The organism is Roseibium sp. AS2, assembly GCF_038900065.1.
Lineage (GTDB): Bacteria > Pseudomonadota > Alphaproteobacteria > Rhizobiales > Stappiaceae > Roseibium.
Genome location: NZ_JBBMQN010000005.1, coordinates 138,253 through 161,597 on the forward strand (window position 1 = coordinate 138,253; position 23,345 = coordinate 161,597).

General features: G+C 61.0%; 23 protein-coding genes. 14 read left to right on the top strand and 9 right to left on the bottom strand.

From position 1 onward, the window contains the following. The first annotated feature begins 39 nt into the window (after positions 1-39). From WNZ15_RS15790 to WNZ15_RS15835, 10 genes are all read left to right on the top strand, one after another. Entirely contained in the window at positions 40-1,296 is a 1,257-nt protein-coding gene (locus WNZ15_RS15790; protein WP_342893958.1) for a sugar ABC transporter substrate-binding protein, read from the top strand. Between the two features lie 62 nt (positions 1,297-1,358). Then, positions 1,359-2,222 carry a sugar ABC transporter permease gene (locus WNZ15_RS15795; RefSeq protein ID WP_342894362.1) on the top strand — a complete coding sequence of 288 codons (864 nt, stop codon included), beginning with the start codon at positions 1,359-1,361 and terminating at the stop codon, positions 2,220-2,222. A 1-nt stretch (position 2,223) separates the two neighbouring features. Further along, a complete protein-coding gene (locus WNZ15_RS15800) occupies positions 2,224-3,072 on the top strand; it encodes a carbohydrate ABC transporter permease (RefSeq protein ID WP_342893959.1) in 849 nt (282 codons plus the stop codon). Positions 3,073-3,084: 12 nt separating this feature from the next. Further along, positions 3,085-4,161, top strand: a complete 1,077-nt coding sequence (gene ugpC, locus WNZ15_RS15805) for a sn-glycerol-3-phosphate ABC transporter ATP-binding protein UgpC (RefSeq protein ID WP_342893960.1) — start codon at positions 3,085-3,087, stop codon at positions 4,159-4,161. A gap of 614 nt (positions 4,162-4,775) precedes the next feature. Next, entirely contained in the window at positions 4,776-5,801 is a 1,026-nt protein-coding gene (locus WNZ15_RS15810; RefSeq protein ID WP_342893961.1) for a LacI family DNA-binding transcriptional regulator, read from the top strand. A gap of 38 nt (positions 5,802-5,839) precedes the next feature. Next, positions 5,840-6,790 (top strand): substrate-binding domain-containing protein, encoded by a 951-nt coding sequence (locus WNZ15_RS15815; RefSeq protein WP_342893962.1) that lies wholly within the window; start codon positions 5,840-5,842, stop codon positions 6,788-6,790. A gap of 68 nt (positions 6,791-6,858) precedes the next feature. Further along, positions 6,859-7,602, top strand: coding sequence for an ATP-binding cassette domain-containing protein (locus WNZ15_RS15820; protein WP_342893963.1), 744 nt, complete (start codon positions 6,859-6,861; stop codon positions 7,600-7,602). Beyond that, the gene (locus WNZ15_RS15825) at positions 7,599-8,603 is read left to right on the top strand and encodes an ABC transporter permease (protein ID WP_342893964.1); all 1,005 of its coding nucleotides are present in this window, start codon (positions 7,599-7,601) and stop codon (positions 8,601-8,603) included. Before WNZ15_RS15820 ends, WNZ15_RS15825 begins: the two co-directional genes overlap by 4 nt. A 1-nt stretch (position 8,604) precedes the next feature. Then, positions 8,605-9,675, top strand: coding sequence for a phosphotriesterase-related protein (locus WNZ15_RS15830; RefSeq protein ID WP_342893965.1), 1,071 nt, complete (start codon positions 8,605-8,607; stop codon positions 9,673-9,675). Between the two features lie 27 nt (positions 9,676-9,702). Beyond that, a complete protein-coding gene (locus tag WNZ15_RS15835) occupies positions 9,703-10,473 on the top strand; it encodes a glutamine amidotransferase (protein WP_342893966.1) in 771 nt (256 codons plus the stop codon). 21 nt (positions 10,474-10,494) lie between these two features. Here the strand turns inward: WNZ15_RS15835 and WNZ15_RS15840 are convergent, their stop codons facing one another. Further along, positions 10,495-11,391 (bottom strand): ribokinase, encoded by an 897-nt coding sequence (locus tag WNZ15_RS15840; RefSeq protein ID WP_342893967.1) that lies wholly within the window; start codon positions 11,389-11,391, stop codon positions 10,495-10,497. Between the two features lie 28 nt (positions 11,392-11,419). Between WNZ15_RS15840 and WNZ15_RS15845 the strand changes: the two genes are divergently transcribed. From WNZ15_RS15845 to WNZ15_RS15855, 3 genes are read left to right on the top strand one after another with little or no spacing between them, the layout of a single operon-like run. Further along, positions 11,420-12,262, top strand: a complete 843-nt coding sequence (locus WNZ15_RS15845; protein WP_342893968.1) for a BtpA/SgcQ family protein — start codon at positions 11,420-11,422, stop codon at positions 12,260-12,262. Further along, positions 12,259-12,927 carry a TenA family protein gene (locus WNZ15_RS15850; protein WP_342893969.1) on the top strand — a complete coding sequence of 223 codons (669 nt, stop codon included), beginning with the start codon at positions 12,259-12,261 and terminating at the stop codon, positions 12,925-12,927. The genes WNZ15_RS15845 and WNZ15_RS15850 overlap by 4 nt, the downstream gene beginning before the upstream one ends. After that, positions 12,924-14,216, top strand: coding sequence for a Zn-dependent hydrolase (locus tag WNZ15_RS15855; RefSeq protein ID WP_342893970.1), 1,293 nt, complete (start codon positions 12,924-12,926; stop codon positions 14,214-14,216). The genes WNZ15_RS15850 and WNZ15_RS15855 overlap by 4 nt, the downstream gene beginning before the upstream one ends. A 95-nt stretch (positions 14,217-14,311) precedes the next feature. Here the strand turns inward: WNZ15_RS15855 and WNZ15_RS15860 are convergent, their stop codons facing one another. The 8 genes from WNZ15_RS15860 to WNZ15_RS15895 form a co-directional block, all read right to left on the bottom strand. Then, a complete protein-coding gene (locus WNZ15_RS15860) occupies positions 14,312-14,452 on the bottom strand; it encodes a hypothetical protein (protein ID WP_342893971.1) in 141 nt (46 codons plus the stop codon). Next, positions 14,453-15,862 (bottom strand): metallophosphoesterase, encoded by a 1,410-nt coding sequence (locus tag WNZ15_RS15865; RefSeq protein WP_342893972.1) that lies wholly within the window; start codon positions 15,860-15,862, stop codon positions 14,453-14,455. Between the two features lie 179 nt (positions 15,863-16,041). After that, on the bottom strand, positions 16,042-17,559 hold the full coding sequence (locus WNZ15_RS15870) for an ABC transporter substrate-binding protein (protein ID WP_342893973.1): 1,518 nt from the start codon (positions 17,557-17,559) through the stop codon (positions 16,042-16,044). Between the two features lie 28 nt (positions 17,560-17,587). After that, positions 17,588-18,580 carry an ABC transporter ATP-binding protein gene (locus tag WNZ15_RS15875; protein ID WP_342893974.1) on the bottom strand — a complete coding sequence of 331 codons (993 nt, stop codon included), beginning with the start codon at positions 18,578-18,580 and terminating at the stop codon, positions 17,588-17,590. Continuing rightward, complete coding sequence (locus WNZ15_RS15880) at positions 18,577-19,572, bottom strand: ABC transporter ATP-binding protein (protein WP_342893975.1); 996 nt, start codon at positions 19,570-19,572, stop codon at positions 18,577-18,579. The genes WNZ15_RS15875 and WNZ15_RS15880 overlap by 4 nt, the downstream gene beginning before the upstream one ends. Then, positions 19,569-20,423 (bottom strand): ABC transporter permease, encoded by an 855-nt coding sequence (locus tag WNZ15_RS15885; RefSeq protein WP_342893976.1) that lies wholly within the window; start codon positions 20,421-20,423, stop codon positions 19,569-19,571. Before WNZ15_RS15885 ends, WNZ15_RS15880 begins: the two co-directional genes overlap by 4 nt. Next, the gene (locus WNZ15_RS15890; RefSeq protein ID WP_342893977.1) at positions 20,420-21,358 is read right to left on the bottom strand and encodes an ABC transporter permease; all 939 of its coding nucleotides are present in this window, start codon (positions 21,356-21,358) and stop codon (positions 20,420-20,422) included. The genes WNZ15_RS15885 and WNZ15_RS15890 overlap by 4 nt, the downstream gene beginning before the upstream one ends. 8 nt (positions 21,359-21,366) lie before the next feature. Next, entirely contained in the window at positions 21,367-22,254 is an 888-nt protein-coding gene (locus WNZ15_RS15895; protein WP_342893978.1) for a proline iminopeptidase-family hydrolase, read from the bottom strand. A gap of 231 nt (positions 22,255-22,485) precedes the next feature. On the opposite strand from WNZ15_RS15895, the gene WNZ15_RS15900 reads away from it, so the two are divergent. Then, positions 22,486-23,253, top strand: coding sequence for a LuxR family transcriptional regulator (locus tag WNZ15_RS15900; RefSeq protein WP_342893979.1), 768 nt, complete (start codon positions 22,486-22,488; stop codon positions 23,251-23,253). Positions 23,254-23,345: the final 92 nt, after the last annotated feature.

Genomic DNA, 23,345 nt, shown 5'->3' on the forward strand with positions numbered 1-23,345 from the left:
CGCGACCAGAACGAAACCTTTCAGCAAGTGGAGTTGATCATGAGGGGATTGATAGGAGCAATTAGCGCTTTGGCGTTTCTGTCGGGCACGGTGGCCGGCGCGGAAACCCTGAAGCTGGTGGAAGTCATCACCAGCCCGGAACGCACCAAGGTGCTGCAAGGCCAGGTCGATGCTTTCGAGGCAGCCAATCCGGGCACCGAGGTCGAGATCGTCTCGCTGCCCTGGGGACAGGCCTTCGAGAAATTCGCCACCATGGTGGCCGGCGGCGACATTCCCGATGTCGTGGAAATGCCGGACCGCTGGGCGGGGATCTACAAGGACAGGCTTGTCGACCTGAACAGCCGCATCGCCGGCTGGGAACACGGCGATACCCTGACCCAGAAGACCCTTGACATGGGCCGCCAGACGGACGGCAAGTCCGCCCGGATGATACCCTACGGCTTTTACCTGCGCGCCCTGTTCTACAACAAGAAACTGCTTGCGGAAGCGGGTGTCGAAGGACCGCCGAAGACCATGGAAGACTTCATGGCGGCCTCGAAGGCGGTTTCCGAACTGGACGGCAAATACGGCTATTGCCTGCGCGGCGGCCCCGGCGGCCTCAATGGCTGGATCATGATGGCCGCCACCATGAATGGCAGCAACACCTTCTTCGACGCGGACGGCAAAAGCACGCTCAACCAGCCGGGTTCGGTGGAAGGCATCCAGTTTCTGATCGACATGTACCAGAACGGCTACGCACCGAAGGATTCGGTCAGTTGGGGCTTCAACGAGATTGTCGCCGGCTTCTATTCGGGCACCTGTGCGTTCCTGGATCAGGATCCGGATGCGCTGATCGCGGTGGCCGAACGCATGGAAGCGGATGATTTCGCTGTTGTTCCGATGCCGGTCGGTCCGGCGGGCAAGGCTTTTCCGACCATCGGCTTCGCGGGATGGGCGATGTTCGACAACACGGACAACGAGGACCTGTCCTGGAAGCTGATCGCGCATCTTGCCAGCCCGGAAGCCAACAAGGACTGGGCGAAACGTGTCGGGGTCATTCCGATCCACGAAGGCGCCGAGCAGGACCCGCACTTCAAGACCGAACAGTTCGCCGGCTGGTTCGAAACCCTGAACGGGGAGGCCTATATCCCGACCGTGATGCCGACCTATCTGGAACAGTTCGGGTATTTCGCCGATTCCGTCGCGCTTGAAACCAGCCAGGAAGCCCTGCTTGGCCAGATCAGTGCCCAGGAGATGGCCGATCAGTGGGCCGCGTTCCTGACGGAAGAATACGGCCGCTGGAAAGCCGCGCAATGAATTCCGCAAAATCAGTCGCGCCCGGGACTTCCCGGGCGCGGCCCTCCTTCTATCTCCGCTACATGGTGGAACCGTATCTTTATATCTCGCCGGCGCTCGTCCTGATCGGCCTGGTGATGCTGGTTCCGCTGGTGATCGGGATCTCCTACGCCTTCCAGTCCGTCAACCTGCTGCGCCCGTTTCAGTCGGGCTGGGTCGGATTCGACAACTTCCAGGCGCTGTGGAGCGACCGGAAATTCTGGCTGGCACTGACCAACACCTTCTGGTGGACGCTGGGCTCGATCTTCTTCCAGTTCTTTCTGGGCCTTGGCCTGGCTCTGCTTCTCAACACGCAGTTTCATGGCAAGCGCCTCGTGCAGGCGCTGGTGTTCCTGCCCTGGGCCGTGCCGACCTTCCTGTCGGCCCTGACCTGGGCCTGGCTGTTCAACCCGACCATCGGACCGCTGCCGCACTGGCTCGCCGCGCTCGGCATTCTTCCCGAACCGTTCAACATTCTGGGCGACCCGGACCTGGCCATGTGGGGCCCGGTCACCGCCAATGTCTGGTTCGGCATTCCGTTTTTCGCCATCACCCTCCTGGCAGCCCTGCAATCGATTCCGAACGAGCTCTACGAGGCCGCGGAAATCGACGGCGCCACGCCCTGGCAGTCCTTCACCAAGATCACGCTGCCCTTCCTGGCGCCGATGATTGCCATCACCGTCATGCTGAGGACGATCTGGATCGCGAATTTCGCCGATCTCATCTTCGTCATGACCGGCGGCGGGCCTGCCAATTCCACGCAGATCCTGTCGACCTACATTTTCACCACCGCCTTCCGGAAACTGGATTTCGGCTACGCCTCGGCGATCGCGGTCGCGCTGCTCGCCCTTTTGATGCTGTATGCCGTCATCCTGCTGGTGTTGCGCCGCAAGCTGGTCAGGATCTGAGATGTCCCTGAGAACGCTCCGAAAAAACTCGCCGCTGGCGGTCACGGGAAAGTATCTGGCGCTGGCCCTTTATGTCGGCTTCGCCCTTTTCCCGCTCTACTGGCTGGCCAAGATCGCCATCACGCCGGACAAGCTGATCTATTCGGAAGGAACGGCGCTGTTCCCCAGTTCGGTCACTTTCGAGAACTTCCGGACCGTCCTGCTCGCGACCGACTTTCTGGCCTATTTCAGGAACAGTGTGATCGTCTCGTTGGTCACGGCCGCCGTCACCACCTGTGTCGCTGCGGCGGCAGGCTATGCCTTCTCGCGCTTCGATTTCCGCGGCAAGCGGCTCGTGGTGGCCCTGATGCTGATCACCCAAATGTTTCCGCTCCTGATGATCATCGCGCCGATCTACAAGATCGTGGCCGCTGTCGGCCTCCTGAACTCACTGACCAGCCTGATCATCGTCTACACGGCCTTCAACATTCCCTTCGCCACCTTCCTGATGCAGTCCTTTTTCGACGGCATTCCCAAGGATCTGGAGGAAGCGGGCATGATCGACGGCTGCACCCGGTTCGAGGCGCTCAGGAAGATCATCCTGCCGCTGACCCTGCCGGGGCTGGCCGCAACCCTCGGCTTTGTCTTTACCGCCGCCTGGAGCGAACTCCTGTTCGCGCTTATGCTGATCAATTCCAACGACACCATGACCTTCCCGGTCGGGCTGTTGACCTTCGTCTCGAAATTTTCGGTCGACTGGGGGCAGATGATGGCGGCCGGCGTGCTCGCGCTGGTGCCGTCCTGCCTGTTCTTCATCTTCATCCAGCGCTATCTGGTCCAGGGGCTCACCTCTGGCGCCGTCAAGGGGTAGGGGACCCGGCTCATGGCTCGCATCGAACTTCAGAACATCGCCAAGAATTACGGTCCCGTTGAAGTCCTGCGCGACATCAACCTGGAGATCGAGGACGGCGAATTCATCGTGCTGGTCGGCCCGTCCGGCTGCGGCAAGTCGACCCTTCTGCGCATGATCGCCGGGTTGGAACCGATCACGGACGGGGAGTTCCGGGTCGATACACGCCGCATGAACGAAGTGCCGCCGCGCGACCGCGACATGGCCATGGTGTTCCAGTCCTATGCGCTTTATCCGCATATGGATGTCGCCCGGAACATGGGCTTCTCGCTTGAAATCCGCAAGGCTGCAGCAGCGGAGCGTAACGACAAGGTCGGCAACGCGGCCGGCGCGCTGGGGCTGAGCAGCCTGACCGCCCGGCTGCCCAAACAGCTTTCCGGCGGCCAGCGCCAGCGGGTGGCCATGGGCCGGGCCATCGTGCGCGATCCGAGCGCCTTCCTGTTCGACGAGCCGCTCTCGAACCTGGACGCCGCCCTGCGCGTCGAGATGCGCCTGGAAATCGCTCGCCTGCACCAGCGCCTGAAGGCGACCATGATCTACGTGACCCATGACCAGGTCGAGGCGCTGACGCTGGCGGACCGGATTGTCGTCCTGAATGGCGGCGACATCCAGCAGGTGGGAACGCCGCTCGACCTCTATGAGCGGCCGGCCAACAAGTTCGTCGCGCAGTTCATCGGCTCGCCGACCATGAACATCCTGGAAATCGAGCCGGGTGGTGACGGCATTCTGCTGAAGGACGGAACGCCCCTGCCGCTCGGCCTGAGCGAAAGTCAGGGGCGCGCCAAGGAGCTCGGCGTGCGGCCGGAGCATCTCGACATTGTTGCTCCGGCAAGGGCGCATATGACCGGCAGCGCCGAACTGGTGGAGCATCTGGGCTCGGACACCAACATACACGCCAATATCCCGGGGATCGGCCAGGTGCTGGTGCGCGAGCATGGCCATTTTCCGCTGAAGTCGGGGGATGCGGTGGGCATTGCCATAAACCTGGAAAAGGCCCATCTGTTCGATGGCGCGGGGCGCAGTTTGCCTAAGCCAGCTACGCCGGTCTGACCCGCTTGCAACCTGACCATTGCGCTCAGATCTTCGCCGCCAATTGAAGCAGGCACAGCTGCAGGACCGGTCTTGCGCGATCGGCATGTCTCCTGTTGGCGCACTCAGTTTGCCGAGCAATTCCAGGTTTCGCAGGCCAGCCGGCTGACAGCGCTCTGCGCGCAGGCATAGGCGTGCCAGTTCGACGAATTGATCGGACTTCGCGGTGCCTTCATCGCTCAAGGTTCAACGAAGCGCTGGCGCAGAGTGTCGCCGTTCTCGATCCGGGTTGCCAGCGCGGCACGGGTCGCCGACACCTGTGGCCTGAGCCCTGACGCCTCGAATGAGTGCAAACGAACAGGCGTCTGCCCAAGACAGAATATCTGCTCAAGACTCCGGCAAACCGCAACGCGGCATCGAGCGTTATGGCATCAGACCAACACACACGACTTTCGCGATGCCCATCGAAAGCCCTTTTCTGGTAACGGATTCTCCTCGAGCGCAGGGCCTCTGAGGCCTTTTTCCCGGGCATGCCTGTTTTTTCATCTGCGACGCAACGGGAATCCAATTGACAGCGATAAATATATGGAAGAGGCTTTGTAAACCGATTTACTAAATCGCTTTACGAGACAAACATGGCCGAGCGAAGAACGACAAGTCTGAAGGATGTAGCCAAGGAAGCAGGTGTCTCCGTGACAACTGTTTCGCGCTTCCTGAATGGCAAACTCGACCTGCCGGACTCCACAAAAAAGCGCATAGAATCTTCCATTGCCCGCCTCGAGTACGAGCCCAATCCCCATGCCCGGCGACTGAGCCGCGGTCAGACGGATACGATCGGTCTGGTGGTTCCCGACATCGCCAATCCCTTTTTCGGCACTCTGGTTGCGGCGGTTGAAGAAGCCGCAGACAGCCGCGGTTTGGCAGTGACCCTTTATGCCACCCTCAACCGTGCGGATAGGGAGCTGGCCTATTTGAGCCGGATCGAGCGCAACCACGTGGACGGCCTGGTCTTTGTGACCAATCACCCGGACAACGGAGACCTGGCGGCTTTGATCAATCGCACGGGAAAGGTCGTGGTGGTCGATGAAGACGTCCCGCTGGCGACCGTCCCCAAGCTCTTTTGCGACAACGAGAACGGCGGCTTTCAGGTCGGCCGGCATCTGGCGGAATTCGGTCACCAGCGGGTGCTTTATATCGGAGGTCCCGAGGAGATGATCTCCACGCAGCGGCGCTACAAGGGACTTGAACGCGCGCTACAGCAAGATTTCGGCGACAGGGCTGTGATCGATCGTTACGTCGGCGCCTACACCATTGAATTCGGGCGGGAGGCAGCGCGCCGTTTCATCGCTGACAACCAGCCAGCAACCGCCATCTTCGCGGCGTCGGACGAAATCGCCATCGGGCTGATCGAGGTGTTCCGGGAAAGCGGTATTTCAATCCCGGCCGACGTGTCCGTCATCGGATTTGACGACGTCGGCCCGTTACACCTTTTCGGGCCGCCTCTGACTGCAATCCGTCAGCCTGTGCGTGCTTTGGGCCAGCGCGCCCTCTCTCTTCTCATGGATACCGATTGGCAGCGGGACGCCCCTATAGCGTCGGAAGAACTGCTGCCGGTTGAAATCGTCGTACGGGATTCTGTTGCACCTCCGGCGAAAAAATAAAAGCAACGCACCACCACCTAACAGAGGACTATCAAACAATGAGATCTCTCACCCGCAGGACTTTCGGTGCTGCTCTCGCCGCGACAACGGCGCTTGCCTGCCTCGGTGCAGCTCCTGCCTTTGCAAAAGACAAGACATACGCGCTTATCCAGATCAATCAGCAGGCGCTGTTCTTCAATCAGATCAATGAAGGTGCCCAGGAAGCTGCTGACAAGAGCGGCGACAAGCTGGTGATCTTCAATGCCAACAACGACCCTTCGGCGCAGAACAGCGCGATGGAAACCTACATCACCCAGAAGGTCGACGGGTTCATCGTCGTCGCCATTGACGTCAATGGCATCATGCCGGCTGTCGAAGCCGCCAACGAAGCCGGTATTCCGGTGGTCGCCATCGACGCGGTTCTTCCGGAAGGTCCGCAAAAGGCACAGATCGGTGTCGACAACGGTCAAGCCGGCGCGGACATGGGCGCTTATTTTGTCGACTACGTGAAAAGCGATATGGACGGCAAGGCCAAGGTTGGCATCGTCGGGGCCCTGAACTCCTTCATTCAGAACCTGCGTCAGAAAGGTTTCGAGGACGCGATCAAGGACAAGGACGGCATTGAAGTCGCCGGCGTTGTCGATGGCCAGAACATTCAGGACAACGCTCTGACGGCCGCGGAAAACCTGATCACCGGCAACCCGGATCTGACGGCTATCTATGCCACGGGCGAACCGGCTCTTCTGGGTGCAATCGCTGCCGTTGAAAGCCAGGGCAAACAGGACGACATCAAGATCTTCGGTTGGGACCTGACGGCTCAGGCCATTTCCGGCATCGATGCAGGTTATGTCGCCGCCGTCGTTCAGCAGGACCCGAAAGGGGAAGGTGTTGCGGCTGTCGAGGCTCTGGACAAGATCACATCCGGTGGCACTGTCGAGAAGAGCATCGACATCCCCGTAACCATCGTGACCAAAGCGAACGTCGATCCTTACCGAGACACATTTAAATGATCGATGACCAACAGCCATCTACCGCTGTTGGCGGCACCGGGGATCCCAGCGATCCCCGGTCAGTCGGAATGGCGGCCACTACTTCGCCGGCTGTGTCGTTGCGGGGCATCCGCAAGACCTTCGGCTCTCATGAGGCTCTTCGCGGGGTCGACCTCGATCTTTATCCGGGTGAGTGCCTCGGATTGGTGGGCGACAATGCCGCCGGCAAGTCGACGCTCTCCAAGATCATTTCAGGGACCCATATCCCCGACGAGGGAACCATCACGCTGAATGGCAAGACCGTGCGTTTTTCCGGTCCGGCGGAGGCCAGGCGGAGCAGCATCGAAATGGTGTTCCAGGACCTCAGTCTGTGCGACCACATCGATGTGGTGGGCAATCTCTTTCTCGGCCGCGAACTGACCAAGGGTCCTTTTCTCGACCGCAAGCAAATGATCGAGGAAGCCCGGAAGATGCTGGATTCCCTTGAAATCCGCATTCCGCGCCTCACCGCAAAGGTGGAAAAACTGTCCGGCGGCCAGCGTCAGGCAATTGCCATCGCCCGCGCCGCGTCCTTCCAGCCCAAGGTTCTGATCATGGACGAACCGACTTCGGCACTCGCGGTTGCGGAAGTGGAAGCGGTGTTGTCCCTCATCAACCGCGTCAAGGCCAGGGGTGTTGCCGTCGTGCTCATCACCCATCGCCTGCAGGATCTCTTCCGCGTCTGCGATCGCATTGCGGTCATGTACGAGGGAACCAAGGTGGCCGAACGCAACATAGCTGACACCGATCTGGAAGATCTGGTGAAACTGATTGTCGGAGAGGAAAGACATTGACGGTCTACACCGAGCGTACCAAAGGGCATCCGTTCGCCGATTTCCTCGGTGAGCATGCCCAGGTCCTGTCCATCGCCTTCTTTTTCGTGGTTTGTGTCGTGTTCTTCTCTCTCATGACGACGACATTCTTCTCCGTCGGCAATGTCCTGAACATCGTGCGCCAGGCCGCGCCGATCCTGGTCGTGGCGATTGCCATGACCCTCGTTATTCTGACGGGCGGCATCGATCTCTCCGTGGGATCTATGGTGGCACTGATCAATGCAATTGCCGCGATCGTTCTGGCTCTGGGAGTGCCCTGGCCGCTTGTCATCATCGCGATGCTGGTTCTTGGAGGCGTCATCGGTCTGATGCAGGGCTGGTTTGTCTCCTACCAGGGTATTCCCGCCTTCATCGTCACACTGGCAGGCCTGTCCATCCTGCGCGGCTTTGCCCTTTATCTGACCCAGGGCTATTCCATTCCGATCCGTGACGTTCCCGGCTTCTTTTTCATTGGCCGGGGCGAACTCTTCGGCATGCCCTTTCCCGCCATTCTGGGAATTCTGGTCGCGATTGCCGGGTTTGTGGTGATCTCGGTCACCAAATACGGCCGTCAGGTTGTCGCCGTGGGGTCCAATCTGGAGGCGGCCCGCCGGGTCGGCATGCCGGCCAAGTGGATCGTGGCATCCGTGTACATGGTATCGGGGTTCGCCTGCGCGCTTGCCGCGATTCTGATCTCGGCCCGCCTCGGCTCCGGGTCGTCCAATGCGGCGGTCGGTTTCGAGCTGCAGGTCATCGCGGCGGTTGTTCTCGGGGGAACCTCTCTCATGGGCGGACGGGGAACCATGATCGGCACGGTGCTCGGAACCCTGACGATTGCGGTGATCGGCAACGGCTTGATCCTGATGCATATCTCGCCATTCTTCACCCAGATCGTAACCGGCGCGATCATCCTGCTGGCCATCTGGCTGAACACCCGGATATTCACCACCAATTTCCGATTTGGCGGCAAGAAGCGGAATTGACATGAGCAAGACGGAACTTTCTCCTGGCCATGTGGGCTCCGGACAGGTCATGAGTGTCCAGGGACCGATCCCGGTGGAGCAGCTCGGCGTCACGTTGATGCACGAGCATATCCTCAACGACTGCCGCTGCTGGTGGAACCCGCCCCGTACCCGGGACCGCCAGTATCTGGCCGACAGTTTTGTCTGCATGGAGATCCTCGGCGAGTTGCGTCAGGACCCCTTCGTGAACAAGGACAATATTTCGCTGGACGACGAACGTCTGGCCATCACCGAACTGGCGGCGTTTGCCCGGCAGGGCGGCAACACAGTCGTCGAACCGACCTGTCAGGGCATTGGCCGGAATCCGGAAGCACTCGCCCGAATCTCCAAGGCGACCGGTCTCAACATCGTCATGGGCGCCGGTTTCTATCTGGATGGGTCGCATCCGGCGAGACTGGCGGACATGTCCATCGACCAGATCGCGGACGAGATCGTCACTGAAGCCGTTGACGGTGTGGACGGGACCGGTCTGAAGATAGGACTTATCGGCGAAATCGGTGTCTCCGCGGCCTTCACCGCCGCCGAACGCAAATCCCTGCGCGGTGCTGCCCAGGCCCATGTGCGCACGGGACTTCCGCTGATGATCCATCTGCCCGGCTGGCTCCGCCTCGGTCACGAGGCTCTTGACCTCGTCGCGGAGGAAGGCGTGGACTTCCGCCACACCGTGTTGTGTCACATGAACCCTTCGTGGGACGACCTGACGTATCAGAGCGAGCTCGCCTCCCGGGGAGCTTTCATTGAATACGACATGATCGGAATGGATTTCTTCTATGCCGACCAGCAGGTGCAGTGCCCGAGCGACGACCAGGCCGCGGCCGCGATCGTCAAGCTGGTGGACGAGGGATACCGGGACCGGATTCTGCTCTCCCACGATGTTTTCCTGAAGATGATGCTCACCCACTACGGGGGCAACGGCTACGGCTATGTGCAGCGCCACTTCCTGCCGCGCCTGAAGCGGCATGGACTGGACGACGATAGTCTTACCGTCTTCCTGCGTGACAACCCCAGATCCGTTTTCCAGGCAGCAGCCTGAACTTAAGTACACAAGATTGGAATAGTAATGACCACCAAAGTCCTCCTCGTTGGCGAAAGCTGGGTCAGCTCTGCCACTCACTACAAAGGGTTCGACCAGTTTGGCAGCGTGACATTTCACCTGGGTGCTGAACCACTGGTGAAGGCCCTGAAGGGCAGCGAATTCGAACTGACCTATATGACCGCGCACGACGCCGTCGAGCAGTTCCCGTTCGAGATGGAAGGGCTTGACGCCTACGACGCGATCATCCTCTCCGACATCGGTGCAAATTCCCTTTTGCTGCCTCCACAGGTCTGGCTGCATTCGCAAACGGTGCCCAATCGCCTGAAGCTTATCCGGGCCTGGGTCGAAAAGGGCGGAAACCTCCTGATGATCGGCGGTTACTTTTCCTTCCAGGGCATAGACGGCAAGGCGCGCTGGCGGCGTACGCCGGTCGAGGACGTTCTTCCGGTGACATGCCTTCCCTATGACGACCGGATCGAAATCCCCGAAGGCACGGGTGCCGATATTCTCAAGCCGGATCACCCGGTCTTTGCCGGCATCGAAGGTGAATGGCCGCCGATGTTGGGCATCAACGAAGTGGAAGTGCGCGAGCGTGAAGATGTGGAAGTCGTCGCCAGGCTGCCGGAAGACCAGGGTGGTTTTCCGCTGCTGGTACTGGGCAGCTACGGCAAGGGCCGGAGTGCAGCCTGGACATCGGATATCGGTCCGCACTGGCTGTCGCCGGCGTTTTGCGAATGGGAGAATTACGGCAGGCTCTGGAAGAACCTGCTCGGCTGGATGACTGAAAACAGGTGAGGTGAAGCGGACAAAACCGGATCAATCGGCAAGAATGTCTGCCAGTTCCTTTTCACTCGGGAAGGCGGAACGCGTTCCACACCGGCCGACCGTCAAGGCGGAGGCGGCCGAGGCATGGCGCAGGGAGCGCTCGTCCAGGTCGCAGCCGCGCAGGGCGGAGGATGCGATGGCGACTGCCATGAACGTGTCGCCGGCCCCCGTGGTGTCGAGCACCGTCGCCGGAGAGGCCGGCACGGTCACGAAACCCGTCCTGTCCGCGAGCGTGGCTCCTTCGCCCCCTGCCGTCAGCACCACCTGGCGCACGCCCCTGGCGAGAAGTTTCCGTGCCGCTGCTTCACCATCGGCGCCGGTCAGGCTTCGAGCCTCGCCCTTGTTGAGGAAGGCAAGGTCGACGTCCGGCCAAAGATCATGGAAGTAGGACCGCAAGGGGGACGGGTTGAAGGCGGTAACCAGGGCTTTCTCACGTGCCTTCTTCAGGATACCGCGAGTCACGGTTTCGGAGAGGTTGCCCTGCAGGACGACAATATCGCCGGGTTGCGCTTCGCAAAGGGTGGGAAGCACGGCATCAAGCGTAAGGCTTTCCGCCGCTTCGGTGGTCGTAACGATGGCATTTTCGCCGTCAGGTGTGGTGAAAACGATGGAGAAATCGGTAGGGACGCCGCTGAGACGGATCAAATCGCTCTTGATGGGTTCCTGGGCGAGTTGCTCCTGGATCATCCTGGAGCGGAACCCGTCGCCAACCGCGGCGATCAGGGTGGTCGCAAGGCCGCAACGGCCGCAGACAACCGACTGATTGGCGCCCTTGCCCCCCAGGTCGCGGCTTTGCTCGCGGCCCAGAAGAGATGCCCCGGCTTGCGGGAAGGCAGAAACAGAGATGGTTTCGTCGATGGCGACGTTCCCGATTACGTAAGCACGCATGTGTAGCTTTCGCTCAAAAGGAAAGAAAATGCAGGACGTTTCAAACAAGTCATCCAGCGCAATACGGGAAATATTCGGTACAGACAAGGCATTGATCGGAATGGTGCATTGTCCACCCTTTCCCGGTGCTCCACGCTATTCAGGCGCTGCAATGGACGGTATCTACGATGCCTGTATGCGCGATGCGGATGCTCTGATCAAGGGCGGTCTGCACGGACTGATAATTGAAAATCACGGCGATGTACCCTTTTCGAAGCCCGAGGACATCGGTCATGAAACCGCAGCTTTCATGTCCGTTGTGACGGACCGCATCGCGCGCGCCACAGGCATGCCACTCGGCATCAATGTCCTCGCCAACGCACCGCTGCCGGCGTTCGCGGTTGCAGCGGCCGGAGGCGCCGGTTTCATCCGGGTCAACCAATGGGCAAACGCCTATGTGGCCAACGAAGGCCTCATGGAAGGCCGTGCGGCGGAGGCGTTGCGCTACCGCTCCCTGTTGCGCTCCGAGCATATCAAGGTCTTCGCCGACAGCCACGTGAAGCATGGCGCTCACGCGATCACTGCCGATCGGACAGTCGAGGAACTGACCCGAGATCTCGCCTTCTTCGATGCGGATGTTGTGATCGCCACGGGTCAACGCACCGGAAACTCGGCCACTCTGGAAGAAATCGACCAGGTCGGCACTGCCACCAGTCTGCCGGTGGTTGTCGGTTCCGGCGTTACTCCTGAGAATGTTGCCTCCATCCTGGAGCGGACCGACGGTGTGATTGTCGCGTCATCGCTGAAGGAGGGAGGCGTCTGGTGGAACCCGGTCGATCCGGTCCGGGTAAAAACCTTCATGGAGGCTGCGGCCCCGGCGCTGCAGCCATGAGCACAGTGGCGGAACCTCTTTCGGAACAGATCCTGCGCGAGAACCGAACGGTCTTCGAGGCGATGGTGAACCATCGTTTCGTAAAGGACATCAAGGCTGACCGCCTGGACCGTGTCACTTTCGACCGTTACCTCGTTTACGAAGGCGCCTTTGTCGATACCGCGATTTCCATCTTCGCCTATGCCACGGCGAAAGCCGTGACGATGTATCAGAAGCGAAAGCTGATCGCCATTTTGGATGCGCTGGCCAATCAGCAGATCGCTTTTTTCGGGAGAGCATTCGCGGAACGCGGCATCGATCCGGCTATCCATGACACCGCCCGCCCGGAAGTTGCCGCTTTTCGAGACGGCATGCTGGACATCGCCCGGAAGGGCGGGTTCCTGGACATAGTCGCAGCAATGTTCGCGGCCGAGTGGATGTACTGGACCTGGTCCAGGGCGGCGGTGGATTGCACGCTCACCGATCCGCTGTTGAGGGAATGGATCGAGATGCATGTGGAGCCGGGCTTTGAAGCCCAGGCCCGCTGGTTGAAAGATATCCTGGACTCGGCGGGCAAGACCCTCGGTCACGAGGACCGGTCTCGTCTCAGCATGATATTTGGCCGTGTCCAGACGCTGGAAATCGCCTTCCATGATGCGCCCTATCTTGAAGAGATCGTCAAATGAGCACTCGTCACACGATAAACGGCAATCGTCTTCTCCTGCGGCTGGAAGAGTTCGCGCGGATCGGGGCAACCGCGAAAGGTGGCGTCAACCGCCAGGCGCTGACCGAGCTCGACCGCCATGCGCGCCAACGTCTGACGGACCTTGCCCTGGCGCGCGGGTTTTCCGTGTTTCAAGATGCTGCGGCCAATCTGTTCGTACGACGTGAAGGACGTAATGCGGAGCTGCCTCCGCTTCTGATCGGAAGCCATCTGGACAGCCAGCCGACCGGTGGCCGGTTCGACGGCGCTCTGGGTACTCTTGCCGCCTACGAGGTGCTGGAAAGCCTGGAAGACAAGGGCATTGAAACCGAATGTCCGGTCGAGGTCATTGCCTGGATGAATGAGGAAGGATGCCGTTTCGCGCCAGGATGCATGGGCTCTTCCGCCTTTGCTGCAGGCGCTATTCCCGCGAGTTGGGCCACGATTGTCTCCACGGACGGTTCGTCTTTGAAAGAGGAACTCGCAGCCACGCTGGAAGCTCTGCCGGAAGCGGTCATGCGTCCTCTTGGATTTCCCATAGCCGCCTATCTCGAAGTCCATATCGAGCAAGGGCCGTCGCTTGAAAAGGAAGGCATTCCCATCGGGATCGTCACGGGCATCCAGGGCACGCGATGGCTTGAAGTCAAGGTCACTGGCCAGGCCGCTCATGCAGGCACCACGGCGCTTGACTATCGGCGCGATCCCATGCGTGCCCTGAGCGAAGCTCTCGCCGACCTCTTCGGAACGGTGATGCCCCAAGACGAGAGAGCCCGGTTCACAGTCGGACAGGTGACACTTTCACCCGGCGCGGTAAACGCCATTCCGGAGATTGCGTGCTGCACCGTCGATGTGCGCCATGTGGAAACCGGTCTTCTGGACAGTCTTGTGAAGCGCATCGGAAAGACTCTGAACAGCCACGCAGAGAAAAATGGTTGCACAGTCGAGCTGCGCGAGACCTTCAACATGGCGCCGGCGACTTTTGCAACCGATATGCTGGACGCCCTCTCCACCGCCGCGCAAAAGGCAGGACTTCAATCGAAGGAACTACTCTCCGGGGCCTTCCATGACGCCCTCTTCGTGAACCGTGTTGCCCCCTCGGCAATGATATTCGTGCCGTGCCGCGACGGTCTCAGCCACAACGAAGCTGAATTCGTGGAGCCGGACTGGTCCATTGCAGGAGGCCACATGCTCTTTTCCGCGGTGGTGGAGCTCATCACGAGAAGCGTCTGCACCGGGTCAGGTGGGCATTCAGCGGGCACCCGTCCCGTGTGAGCCCCGATCCGCTCGGTATCGGCCTTAGCCGACGATCTTCAGAACCGGACTTCCCATCGGTTCGGAGAGGGGGGCATCGGCAAGTCCCGGGTCGGTCACATTTCGCACAGCGTACCGGCCATCCGGGTGCCAGCATAACAAATGCCACGTTCGCCCGCGCCAATGATGGCGATGTCCAATGCTCTGGTCTTGCCGTCCTGAGCGGCGGTTTCTTGCATCTGGATATCGGGCCACACTCAATTCGCCTTGCAGTAACAGGCCTCATAGGCGTCTTCACTGACGGCGCTCTGGGCGCAGGCATAGGCCTGCCAGTTCGACGAGTCGATCGGATTGTCCGGTGCCTTCACCGCGTAGAGCTCGGTGAACTGCTGCCTCGGCAACGTGTCGCTCTTGATCCGGCTTGCCAGCGCCGAGCGGCTTGCGGGGGAGAGGTCCTGGAGGGAATAGGTGCTGCGGTAGACATATTCGAGCTGCCAGTCGGGCGGGGCGCCCTGTGCGGCGGCGGCAAGGTTCGACAGATAGAATGTCGCCGAATCCAGCAGATCCCCGCTTGTGCGGTTGTAGAGGAAAACGGCGAACGCCGGATTGTTGCCGAAGATCGGGCTGACCGCCGGCGTGATCTGGCTGGCGATCAGCGGCGTGCCGTCCGTGTCGTTGATGATCGCGAAACTGTCCATGTGGGTATGGCCGGAAAACGTGTAGTCGACGATGCCGGAGTATTCGCGCATGAGATCCAGAAAGCCTTTCGAATAGCGTTCATGCCAGAAAGGGCTCAGCCGGCTGTCGCAGGGGCCCGAGCCTCGGACCGTGCTGTAGGCATTGAAACCCGGCGGGACATGCAGCAGGATCTGGGCCTTTCGTCCTTCCTGCCGGGTCTGCTCAAGCTGCTTTTTCAGCCAGGTCATCATCGCGCCGCCCGGATCGCCGCCTCCGGAATTGCACCTGTCGGAGTAGCGCGGCGTCCAGAAGATATTGTTGAGGGCGATGATATCCTGATCCGCGAGGGTGGGATGGGCGACCTTGTAGTAGCCGCCTGTTCTGAACCGGTCGAACCGGTCCGGCTGCCGGCTCAGCGCAGCCCATTGATCCTTGAGACCGGCTGTAAAGGCGCTGTCCGGCGCGATCTCGTAGTCGCCACAGGCGGAATCGGTATTGCCCATCACACCGAGGATGGGACTGCCGGCGAAGGTTTCGCTCAAGAGGTGGGACACATACCGCGCGGTCTTGATGGCGAAGGAGGCATGACCCTGAGGCGACGGCCCGGCAAGGGCCTGATACTTGGAATTGAAATCGTGGCTCAGGTAGTCTCCGGTGTAGAGCACATAGTCGTATGTCATGTTCTGCGCCGCGGCAGCTTCCAGAGCCGACCGCGTCAGGAAATAGCCGGCATCGTGATTGTAACCCCGGGGGTTTCCGCCGGTGCCGGTCTTGAAGATCGCCGACCAGTCGGAAACCGGGCTCCGGTCGAGCTTCGGCACCAGAGACGGCTCGGTGAACGGATCGAAGTGGATGTCCGTCACGATCAGGAAAAGCCCTTCGTCCGGGCCAGGCTGGAGCGGGGCGGCGGTCTGCTGGGCGTGCGCGCCGGCCAACGGCAGCATCACGGCGGCAAGCGCCGCAATAGAGAAAGCAATCCTGCCAGCCATACCAGATTTCCTTGGCTTGCGCGTGGGGCTAGCGCCACCCTATGGCGTTTTGCCTTTCTAAGGAAGTCGGGAAGTCCGGCACATACCGAAGTTGTGCGCGCATGCGGCCAGAGCGCGTTCCTGTCGGTCGGCCCGGGTCCCACCCGGGCCATCCTGTGGTCAGTGGAACACGACCCGGTCTAGTTCTTCACGGTGTCTTCAAGGAAGAACCGCCCGAGCGGGTTCTGGTAGAAGCCGTCGATATTGGACCGTGAGACGTTGCGGTACGGGCTGTAGTAGAGATCGATCCAGTTCACGTCGTCCTTGGCGATTTTCTGAAGTTCGACATACATGTCCTCGCGTTTGGCCGAATCCATTTCCACGCGAGCATCGGCCACGAGCTGCTTGACCGTGTCGTTGCTGTAACGGGTCATGTAGTTCATGTTGGTGTCATGGCCGAGGACGAAGGTCGTCTTCTGGTCCGGGTCGAGAATGTCGTTCGTCCAGTACATGACCGACAGGTCGTAGTCACCGGCGACCAGCATGTCCCAGGTCTGGCTCGGGTCCATCTTGATCAGGTTGACGGTGATCCCGGCTTGGGCGAGCTGTTGCTGCAGCAGGATGGCGATCTGCTCGTCGACCTCGTCGCCGGCATTCACCAGGTAATCGAGCGTGAGTCCTTCAGCGCCTGCATCGGCCAGCATCTGCTTGGCTTTTTCAGGATCGTAGGGCCGCTTGAGATTGTCCGCATAATGGTAGAGGGCGCCCTTCGGGATAAAGGAATAGGCGATCTCGCCGATGCCGAAAGTGACCGCGTCCACGACCGCCTTCTTGTCGATGGCGAAATCAAGAGCCTGCCGGACTTCCTTCTTCGCCAGCTCGGGGCTCTCGTGGTTGATCAGAAGATGATCCTCACGGGTGGATGGATCCAGTTCAACCTTCAGATCCGGGTTCTGTTTGAGTTGCTCGATACGGGAGAAGGGCACGAAGATGGCGGCATCCAGCTCACCGGCCTCGATCTTCAGCATGCGGGTATTGTCGTCGGGAATGGAAATCCATTCCACCCCGTCGAGCGACACCCGGTCTGCTTCCCAGAATTCGGGGTTCCTGGCGAGAATGACCCGGTCGCCGCGCAACCAGTCGTCGACCACGAACGCACCCGAGGCGACAGGTTTTTCCGCATAGGCTTCAGGCCCCATGCTTTCCATGCCCGCCTTCGAGATGATCGACGCGCCGGGCATCGCCAGGGACGAAAGGAAGGGAGCGGAGGCCTCCGACAACGTGAGGACAAGTGTCTTTGGGTCAGGTGTCTCCATGTTCGAGATGACCTTGTAGGAATCGCTCCACAGCGACCCTTCGTCGTCGCGGATGCGTGTCAGACTGAAGGCGGCATCCTCTGCGGTGATCGGCGATCCGTCCGAAAATTTCGCGTCGCGCATGGTGAAGGTGTAGGTGAGGCCGTCGTCGGAGACCGTCCAGCTTTCGGCGAGACCCGGTTCCAGCTTTGTCCCTGTCTTGTCGACGCGTACCAGAACGTCATAGACATTGGCGAAGACCCAGAAATCGATGTTCTGGGCAGTCATGATCGGGTCGAAGGTGGAGGAATCCTCCCGCCGTCCGATGGTCAGCACACCTGCTGCTTCCGCGATGCTTGTACCGAGTGAGAGCGCCGAGAGGGCGGTTGCCGCCGCTAGGCGTATGAGTTGACGTTTTTTCATCTGTCCTGTTCCCCTTTTTATGGTCGGTTCAGCTTCTGATCTCCCCGGGAGGGAGAATGCATGCGGCCCTGTGGGGCCCATCTGGGCCCAGCTGGGGCGGCTCGCCGGTGCTGCATACTGGAAGGGCTTTCGGGCACCGGGGATGGAAGGCGCATCCGGAGGGAAGCGCGATGGGACTGGGAGGTTCGCCGGCCAGCGGGTTTTCGGGCAGGCCGCGATCCGGGTCGATGTCTGGAATGGCACTCAGCAGTGAAGCCGTATAGGGATGCCGGGGAGTCGTGAACACCTGTTCGGTCGGTCCGGTCTCGACGATCCTGCCCAGATACATGACAGCGACCCGGTCGCAGAGACGGCGCACGATGGCAAGGTCATGGGCAATGAAGATGATCGCCATGCCGATCTGCTCGCGCAGATCCATCAACAGATTGATGATCTGTCCCTGGATCGAGACGTCGAGCGCGGCGACGCATTCGTCCGCTACGATCAGCTTCGGTTCGACCGCAAGAGCCCGCGCGATGCCGACCCGCTGGCACTGGCCGCCGGACAGGTCCAGTGGCCGAGAGCGGGCATAGCCCGCATCGAGGCCGACCAGATTGAGAAGCTTCGCGACCCTGTCGGCAACCCATTCGGGGGGAACTTTCCGGTGGACACGCAGCACTTCCGCGATCGCGTCGCCGACACGCATGCGCGGATTGAGCGCGCCGTAGGGATCCTGAAAGATCATCGCGCTCTGTCGTCGTAACTGGCTCAGGTCGCCAAGCGTGGCCCGCGCGATATCGACACCGTCGAAATTGATTTCGCCCGATGTCAGTTCACCAAGCCGAAGGATGGCACGCCCGAGGGTGCTCTTTCCGCTCCCGGATTCGCCGACAAGGCCAAGGGTTTCGCCGGGCATGACCGAAAGCGACACGTCGTTGACGGCCCGAAGAGGCGGTGTGCGCAGCGCCGGGATCAACCCCTTGCCGCCGAAATGCACGTTCAGCCCGGTCGCTTCCAGCAATGGGACGGGTTTGGCACTCATGGCGCTGCCTCCACCAATTCAGGCCCGATCGGGTGGTGGCAGGCGACAGAATGACCGGGCTCCGCGGACACAAGTTCCGGACCGACCGCCGAACAGGTCCCGTCGGCGCGCGGACAGCGGGGATGAAACCGGCAGCCCGGCGGCATGTGTCCGACACGCGGCGGCTGGCCGGCGATGGTGCGGACCCGTTCACCCGGCTGTCCCTCGGCCGGCTGGCAGGCGACCAGTCCGGCGGTGTAGGGATGCCGGCCGTTGCCGATCACCTCGCGCTTGCCGCCGAGTTCCACGATCCGTCCGCCATACATCACCGCGACCCTGTCGCAGATCTGCGAGACGATACCCAGGTCATGGGTGATGAAGATGATGGAGACCCCGCGCGCGTCGCGCAGGTCGGTGAGGAGTTTCAGGATCTGCGCCTGAACCGTCACGTCAAGGGCCGTTGTCGGTTCGTCGGCGATGAGAATGTCCGGGTCGCAGGCCAGCGCGATGGCGATCATCGCGCGCTGACGCATGCCGCCGGAAAATTCGTGCGGATAGGCATCGTAACGCCGTTCCGGATCGGGAATGCCGACCTGCCTCAGGATTTCCACGGCATGATCGCGGGCCGTCCTCCCGGTCACCGCCTTGTGGAAGCGGATGCTCTCTGCGATCTGCTTGCCGATGGACATGACCGGGTCGAGATGGCTGGACGGGTTCTGGAAGATCATGCCGATCGATCCGCCGCGCACGGCGCCCATGGCGCGCTCGTCGAGCGACAGGATATCCTCGCCCTTGAGGAGTGCGCTGCCGCCGGATATCGCCAGACGGCTGCCCGGCAGCAATTGGATCAGAGCCCGTGCGGTCATGCTCTTGCCCGAGCCGCTTTCCCCGACCAGCCCGAGAATTTCTCCGCGCCGCAGGTCGAAGGCGACCCGGTCCAGGATTGTTTCCGGCGATCCGTCGCCGCTGGTGACCACTGACAGGTCGCGCACGCTGAGAACGGTCTCGCTCATTCGCGCACCCCCAGCAGTTCGCCCAAACCGTCGGCAAGCAGACTGAACCCCATGGCCAGCGTCACGATGGCCACGCCGGGAAATGTGGTGATCCACCAGGCAGAAGTAATGAAACTCTGACCTTCCGCGATCATGATGCCCCATTCGGCCGTGGGCGGCTGCACCCCGAGACCGAGATAACTGATCGCCGCTCCGTTGAGCAGGACCAGAACCGCGTCCGACATGGAAAAGACCACAGATCCGAGGATCGCATTCGGCAGCAGATGGCGGAAAATGATCCTGGAGTGGCCGTAGCCGAGGCTGGTGGCGGCCAGGACAAAATCGGAAGACTTGATCACCAGGATCTGTGCCCGCACGAGACGGGCATAGGAGACCCAGCCAACCAGGGCCATGGCGACATAGAAGCTGGACAGGCCCGGTTTTAGTATGACGATGATCGCCATCATCAGGACCAGGAACGGAAAGGCCAGCACCACGTCGATGATGCGCATCAGGACCGTATCGATCCAGCCGCCGAAATAACCGGCGCAACTGCCGAGCGTCGTTCCGATCACAAACGGGAAGACAACGCCGAACAGGGCGATCTGCAGATCGATCCGCGCACCCCAGACGATGCGCGAAAGGATGTCCCGGCCGAAATTGTCGGTGCCGAACCAGTGGGCGGGGCTCGGCGGCTGCAGGCGGGCAGCAACATCCTGAAAGATCGGGTCGTAGGGCGCAATGACGGGCGCAAGAACAGCCAGAGCGAACCAGATCAGCAGGATCGTGCCGCCGAGATAAAGCGGCAGCGGACCGCCTCCGAACCTCAGGCGGAAGCCGGTGCGCGCCGTTTCCGTTCGCACGAGGCTCATAGCTTGACCCTCGGATCCGCGGCGACCGTCAGGATGTCCGCCAGGAAATTGACCAGAACGGTGGCCAGCGCGAAACACATGGCGACGCCCTGCACGACCATGTAGTCGCGGGTGAAGATGCCGCGGACCAGTAACTGCCCCATGCCGGGAATGGCGAAAACGCTTTCCAGAACCACCGTTCCGCTGATCAGCCAGCCGATATTGATGGCCAGCAGGTTGATGGTCGGCACCAGCGAATTCGGCATGACGTGCCGCCAGAACACCTGTCCTTCCGGGAGGCCACGGGCGCGGGCCGCCGTTGCCTGGTCGGAATTGAGCTCGGCCAGGAGACTTGCGCGCAGGTTCCGCGTGAGAACCGCGGACAGGGCCAGGGCCGCCGTCAGGCAGGGCAGCACCATATGGTGAACCTTGTCCAGGAAGGTGCGGCCGTAACCGCTCACCGGAAACAGGTCGAGCTGCACCGAGAACACGATGATCAGCATGATGCCCAGCCAGAAGGCGGGGAATCCCAGTCCGGCGGTGCTGACAAGGCGGATCAGGTGATCGGCGAGGGAGCCGCGCTTGCGGGCTGCGATGGCCGCCAGCGGGACGGCGATCAGGAGCGCGAGGCAGACGGCGCCGGTGACCAGAACGGCCGTCGGCTCGATCCGGGTCGCGATCAGTTTCAGGACGTCGACCTTGTAGAGGATCGACTTGCCCATCTCCCCGCGGAAGAGGTTCTTGACGAAATAGAGATATTGCATCCAGAGCGGTTCGTTGAGGCCGAACTGTTCGCGGATGCGCTCGATCGCGCTGGCGGTGCTGCGTGGTCCCAACAGCACGCGGACGGGATCGCCCGGTATGGAGCGGATGAGAACGAAGGTGATGATGCTGATGCCCACGAGGACGGGCAGCAGTTGAAGCGGGCGGAAAAGGACGAAGCGATATCGGTTCAACGGCGGCCTCAGGCTCTGTTTCGCTTCAGGAAGTCAAGAAGCACGGGGTAATAGGCATCCGGTTCCTCGTAAAACGGCATGTGGCTGCTGTTGGGAAACACATGCAGTTCCGCATTCTTCAACGCGAGTTTCATCTTCATCGCGCAGGCGGGTGTCAGTTCGTCGTGCTGGCCGGTGGTGATCAGCGCGGGGACCTGGATGCGCGGCAGGTCCGGGACACGGTTCCAGTCCTTCAGATTGCCGACATAGAGAAACTCGTTCGGCCCCTGCATGGTTTCGTAAGGGGCCTTGTTCCAGTCGTCCAGCGACCGGTTTATCGGCGCGGGCCATGTGCTCAGGCGGCATACGTGACGGTAATTCAGCAGGGTGATCGCGGCCTGATATTCCGGATGGTCCATCGTTCCCTGCGCTTCGTGACGCTGCATCATCGCCACGGTCTCCGAGCCGAGGGCACAGCGCAGGCGGTTCAGTTCGTCGGCAAGATGCGGCATGTCGGCGACGGTGTCTTCCAGGATCAGCGTTTTCAGCGCTTCCGGGTAGGTCAGCGCATAATCGATCCCCAGCCAGCCGCCCCAGGAATGTCCCAGAAGATGCACCTTGCCGAGGCCAAGCGCCTGGCGCACGGTCTCCACTTCTTCCACATAGCGAGAGATGTTCCACAGGGAGACGTCGTCCGGACGGTCGGAGCGCCCGGTGCCGAGCTGATCGAAGGCGACGACCCTGTAGCCTTCCGCGGCCAGGCAGGAATGCGCCTCGCGCAGGTAGTCGCAGGGCAGGCCCGGGCCACCGTTCAGGCACAGGACGACCTCGTCGCCCGCGCCGAAACTGTAGGTCTTGACCGTATAGCCGTCCACGGTGACGTCCCGGGTCTGGTCGGGCTCAAGCTCGCGCCACATATCAGCAGTTCCTGCCTGTTCGTTGCATTTTCGGATCTGTCGAAAGGCTAGGAGCGGAGCCCGGAGGCCGCTAGCTATCAATTGTTATAGAATGACGGACCCGTTGCCGATTGCTCGGAAATGACTAATATGTGCTCATGAGTAAGAATGGGGCAATTCAAAAAGCCGTCGGCTGACTTGTCCCAAGGCCGGACCCCGGCTCCTCTTTTCGCAGATAGGTGGTTTTCCGGAATGCTGGAAACGCTGGATGTTCTTGATCAGACGCTGTGCAAGGCGGCAACTCTGGACGACAAGGTGGAAGCCGCGATGGTGTCTCTCAGCGCCATCGGCTTCACGTCGCTGGTCTATGACTACACACCCGTGGTCAGGAGCTTCGAGGGAGACCTGATGACCCCGTCCCACCTGAGTCTGAGGAACGTCCCGGACGACATGCGTTCGCTCTGGTGCGACGCCGGGTACTACCAGAAGGACCCGGTCCAGCTCATGGCGATCCGCTCGACGACACCTTTCATCTGGTCCTACCGGCAGACGCGCGACAAGACCCAGCTCACCAATTTCATCTGCCAGGACCACGAACCGGTGGTGTCGTACCTGCACGATGCGGACCTGACCTGCGGCATCACCGTGCCTGTGCATCGGACCCGTGGCGACATGGCGACCTTCACGGCGATCCAGAAGGGGGCAGGGCGCCGGTTCGTCAAGGAAGCGCGCGAACATCTGGCAGTGTTCGGCCTGCTTGGGCAGGTCTTTCACGAACACGCCTATCCGCTGTTGAGTGAGGAAGAGCGGCGAACGGGCAAGACCAGGCTGACACCGCGCGAACGGGAATGCCTACTTTATTCATCCGAGGGGCTGACCGCCAAGGAGATCGCCTACAAGATCGGCCGCTCCGTGCCCACCGTCATCCTGCACATCAATTCCGCGACGAAGAAGCTCGGTGCGCGCAACCGGCTGCACGCGGTCATGCTCGCCAGTCACTACCGCTTGCTGGATGGGTAGCCGGGCCGGACCTTCAACCGCATTTCTATAAGAATTGAGAGCTTATCGGGCGCTTTCTCTACCGACTAACCTGTTGAGGCTGCTAACAGGAG

Bases quoted from the DNA above. Each gene is read 5' to 3' on its own strand.
- WNZ15_RS15795 (WP_342894362.1), top strand. From the start codon at position 1,359: ATGGTGGAACCGTATCTTTATATCTCGCCGGCGCTCGTCCTGATCGGC.
- WNZ15_RS15885 (WP_342893976.1), bottom strand. From the start codon at position 20,423: ATGAGCCTCGTGCGAACGGAAACGGCGCGCACCGGCTTCCGCCTGAGG.
- WNZ15_RS15845 (WP_342893968.1), top strand. From the start codon at position 11,420: ATGCAGGACGTTTCAAACAAGTCATCCAGCGCAATACGGGAAATATTC.
- WNZ15_RS15830 (WP_342893965.1), top strand. From the start codon at position 8,605: ATGAGCAAGACGGAACTTTCTCCTGGCCATGTGGGCTCCGGACAGGTC.
- WNZ15_RS15850 (WP_342893969.1), top strand. From the start codon at position 12,259: ATGAGCACAGTGGCGGAACCTCTTTCGGAACAGATCCTGCGCGAGAAC.
- ugpC (WP_342893960.1), top strand. From the start codon at position 3,085: ATGGCTCGCATCGAACTTCAGAACATCGCCAAGAATTACGGTCCCGTT.
- WNZ15_RS15870 (WP_342893973.1), bottom strand. From the start codon at position 17,559: ATGAAAAAACGTCAACTCATACGCCTAGCGGCGGCAACCGCCCTCTCG.
- WNZ15_RS15810 (WP_342893961.1), top strand. From the start codon at position 4,776: ATGGCCGAGCGAAGAACGACAAGTCTGAAGGATGTAGCCAAGGAAGCA.
- WNZ15_RS15900 (WP_342893979.1), top strand. From the start codon at position 22,486: ATGCTGGAAACGCTGGATGTTCTTGATCAGACGCTGTGCAAGGCGGCA.
- WNZ15_RS15815 (WP_342893962.1), top strand. From the start codon at position 5,840: ATGAGATCTCTCACCCGCAGGACTTTCGGTGCTGCTCTCGCCGCGACA.
- WNZ15_RS15820 (WP_342893963.1), top strand. From the start codon at position 6,859: ATGGCGGCCACTACTTCGCCGGCTGTGTCGTTGCGGGGCATCCGCAAG.
- WNZ15_RS15880 (WP_342893975.1), bottom strand. From the start codon at position 19,572: ATGAGCGAGACCGTTCTCAGCGTGCGCGACCTGTCAGTGGTCACCAGC.
- WNZ15_RS15790 (WP_342893958.1), top strand. From the start codon at position 40: ATGAGGGGATTGATAGGAGCAATTAGCGCTTTGGCGTTTCTGTCGGGC.
- WNZ15_RS15835 (WP_342893966.1), top strand. From the start codon at position 9,703: ATGACCACCAAAGTCCTCCTCGTTGGCGAAAGCTGGGTCAGCTCTGCC.
- WNZ15_RS15865 (WP_342893972.1), bottom strand. From the start codon at position 15,862: ATGGCTGGCAGGATTGCTTTCTCTATTGCGGCGCTTGCCGCCGTGATG.
- WNZ15_RS15855 (WP_342893970.1), top strand. From the start codon at position 12,924: ATGAGCACTCGTCACACGATAAACGGCAATCGTCTTCTCCTGCGGCTG.
- WNZ15_RS15895 (WP_342893978.1), bottom strand. From the start codon at position 22,254: ATGTGGCGCGAGCTTGAGCCCGACCAGACCCGGGACGTCACCGTGGAC.
- WNZ15_RS15875 (WP_342893974.1), bottom strand. From the start codon at position 18,580: ATGAGTGCCAAACCCGTCCCATTGCTGGAAGCGACCGGGCTGAACGTG.
- WNZ15_RS15800 (WP_342893959.1), top strand. From the start codon at position 2,224: ATGTCCCTGAGAACGCTCCGAAAAAACTCGCCGCTGGCGGTCACGGGA.
- WNZ15_RS15840 (WP_342893967.1), bottom strand. From the start codon at position 11,391: ATGCGTGCTTACGTAATCGGGAACGTCGCCATCGACGAAACCATCTCT.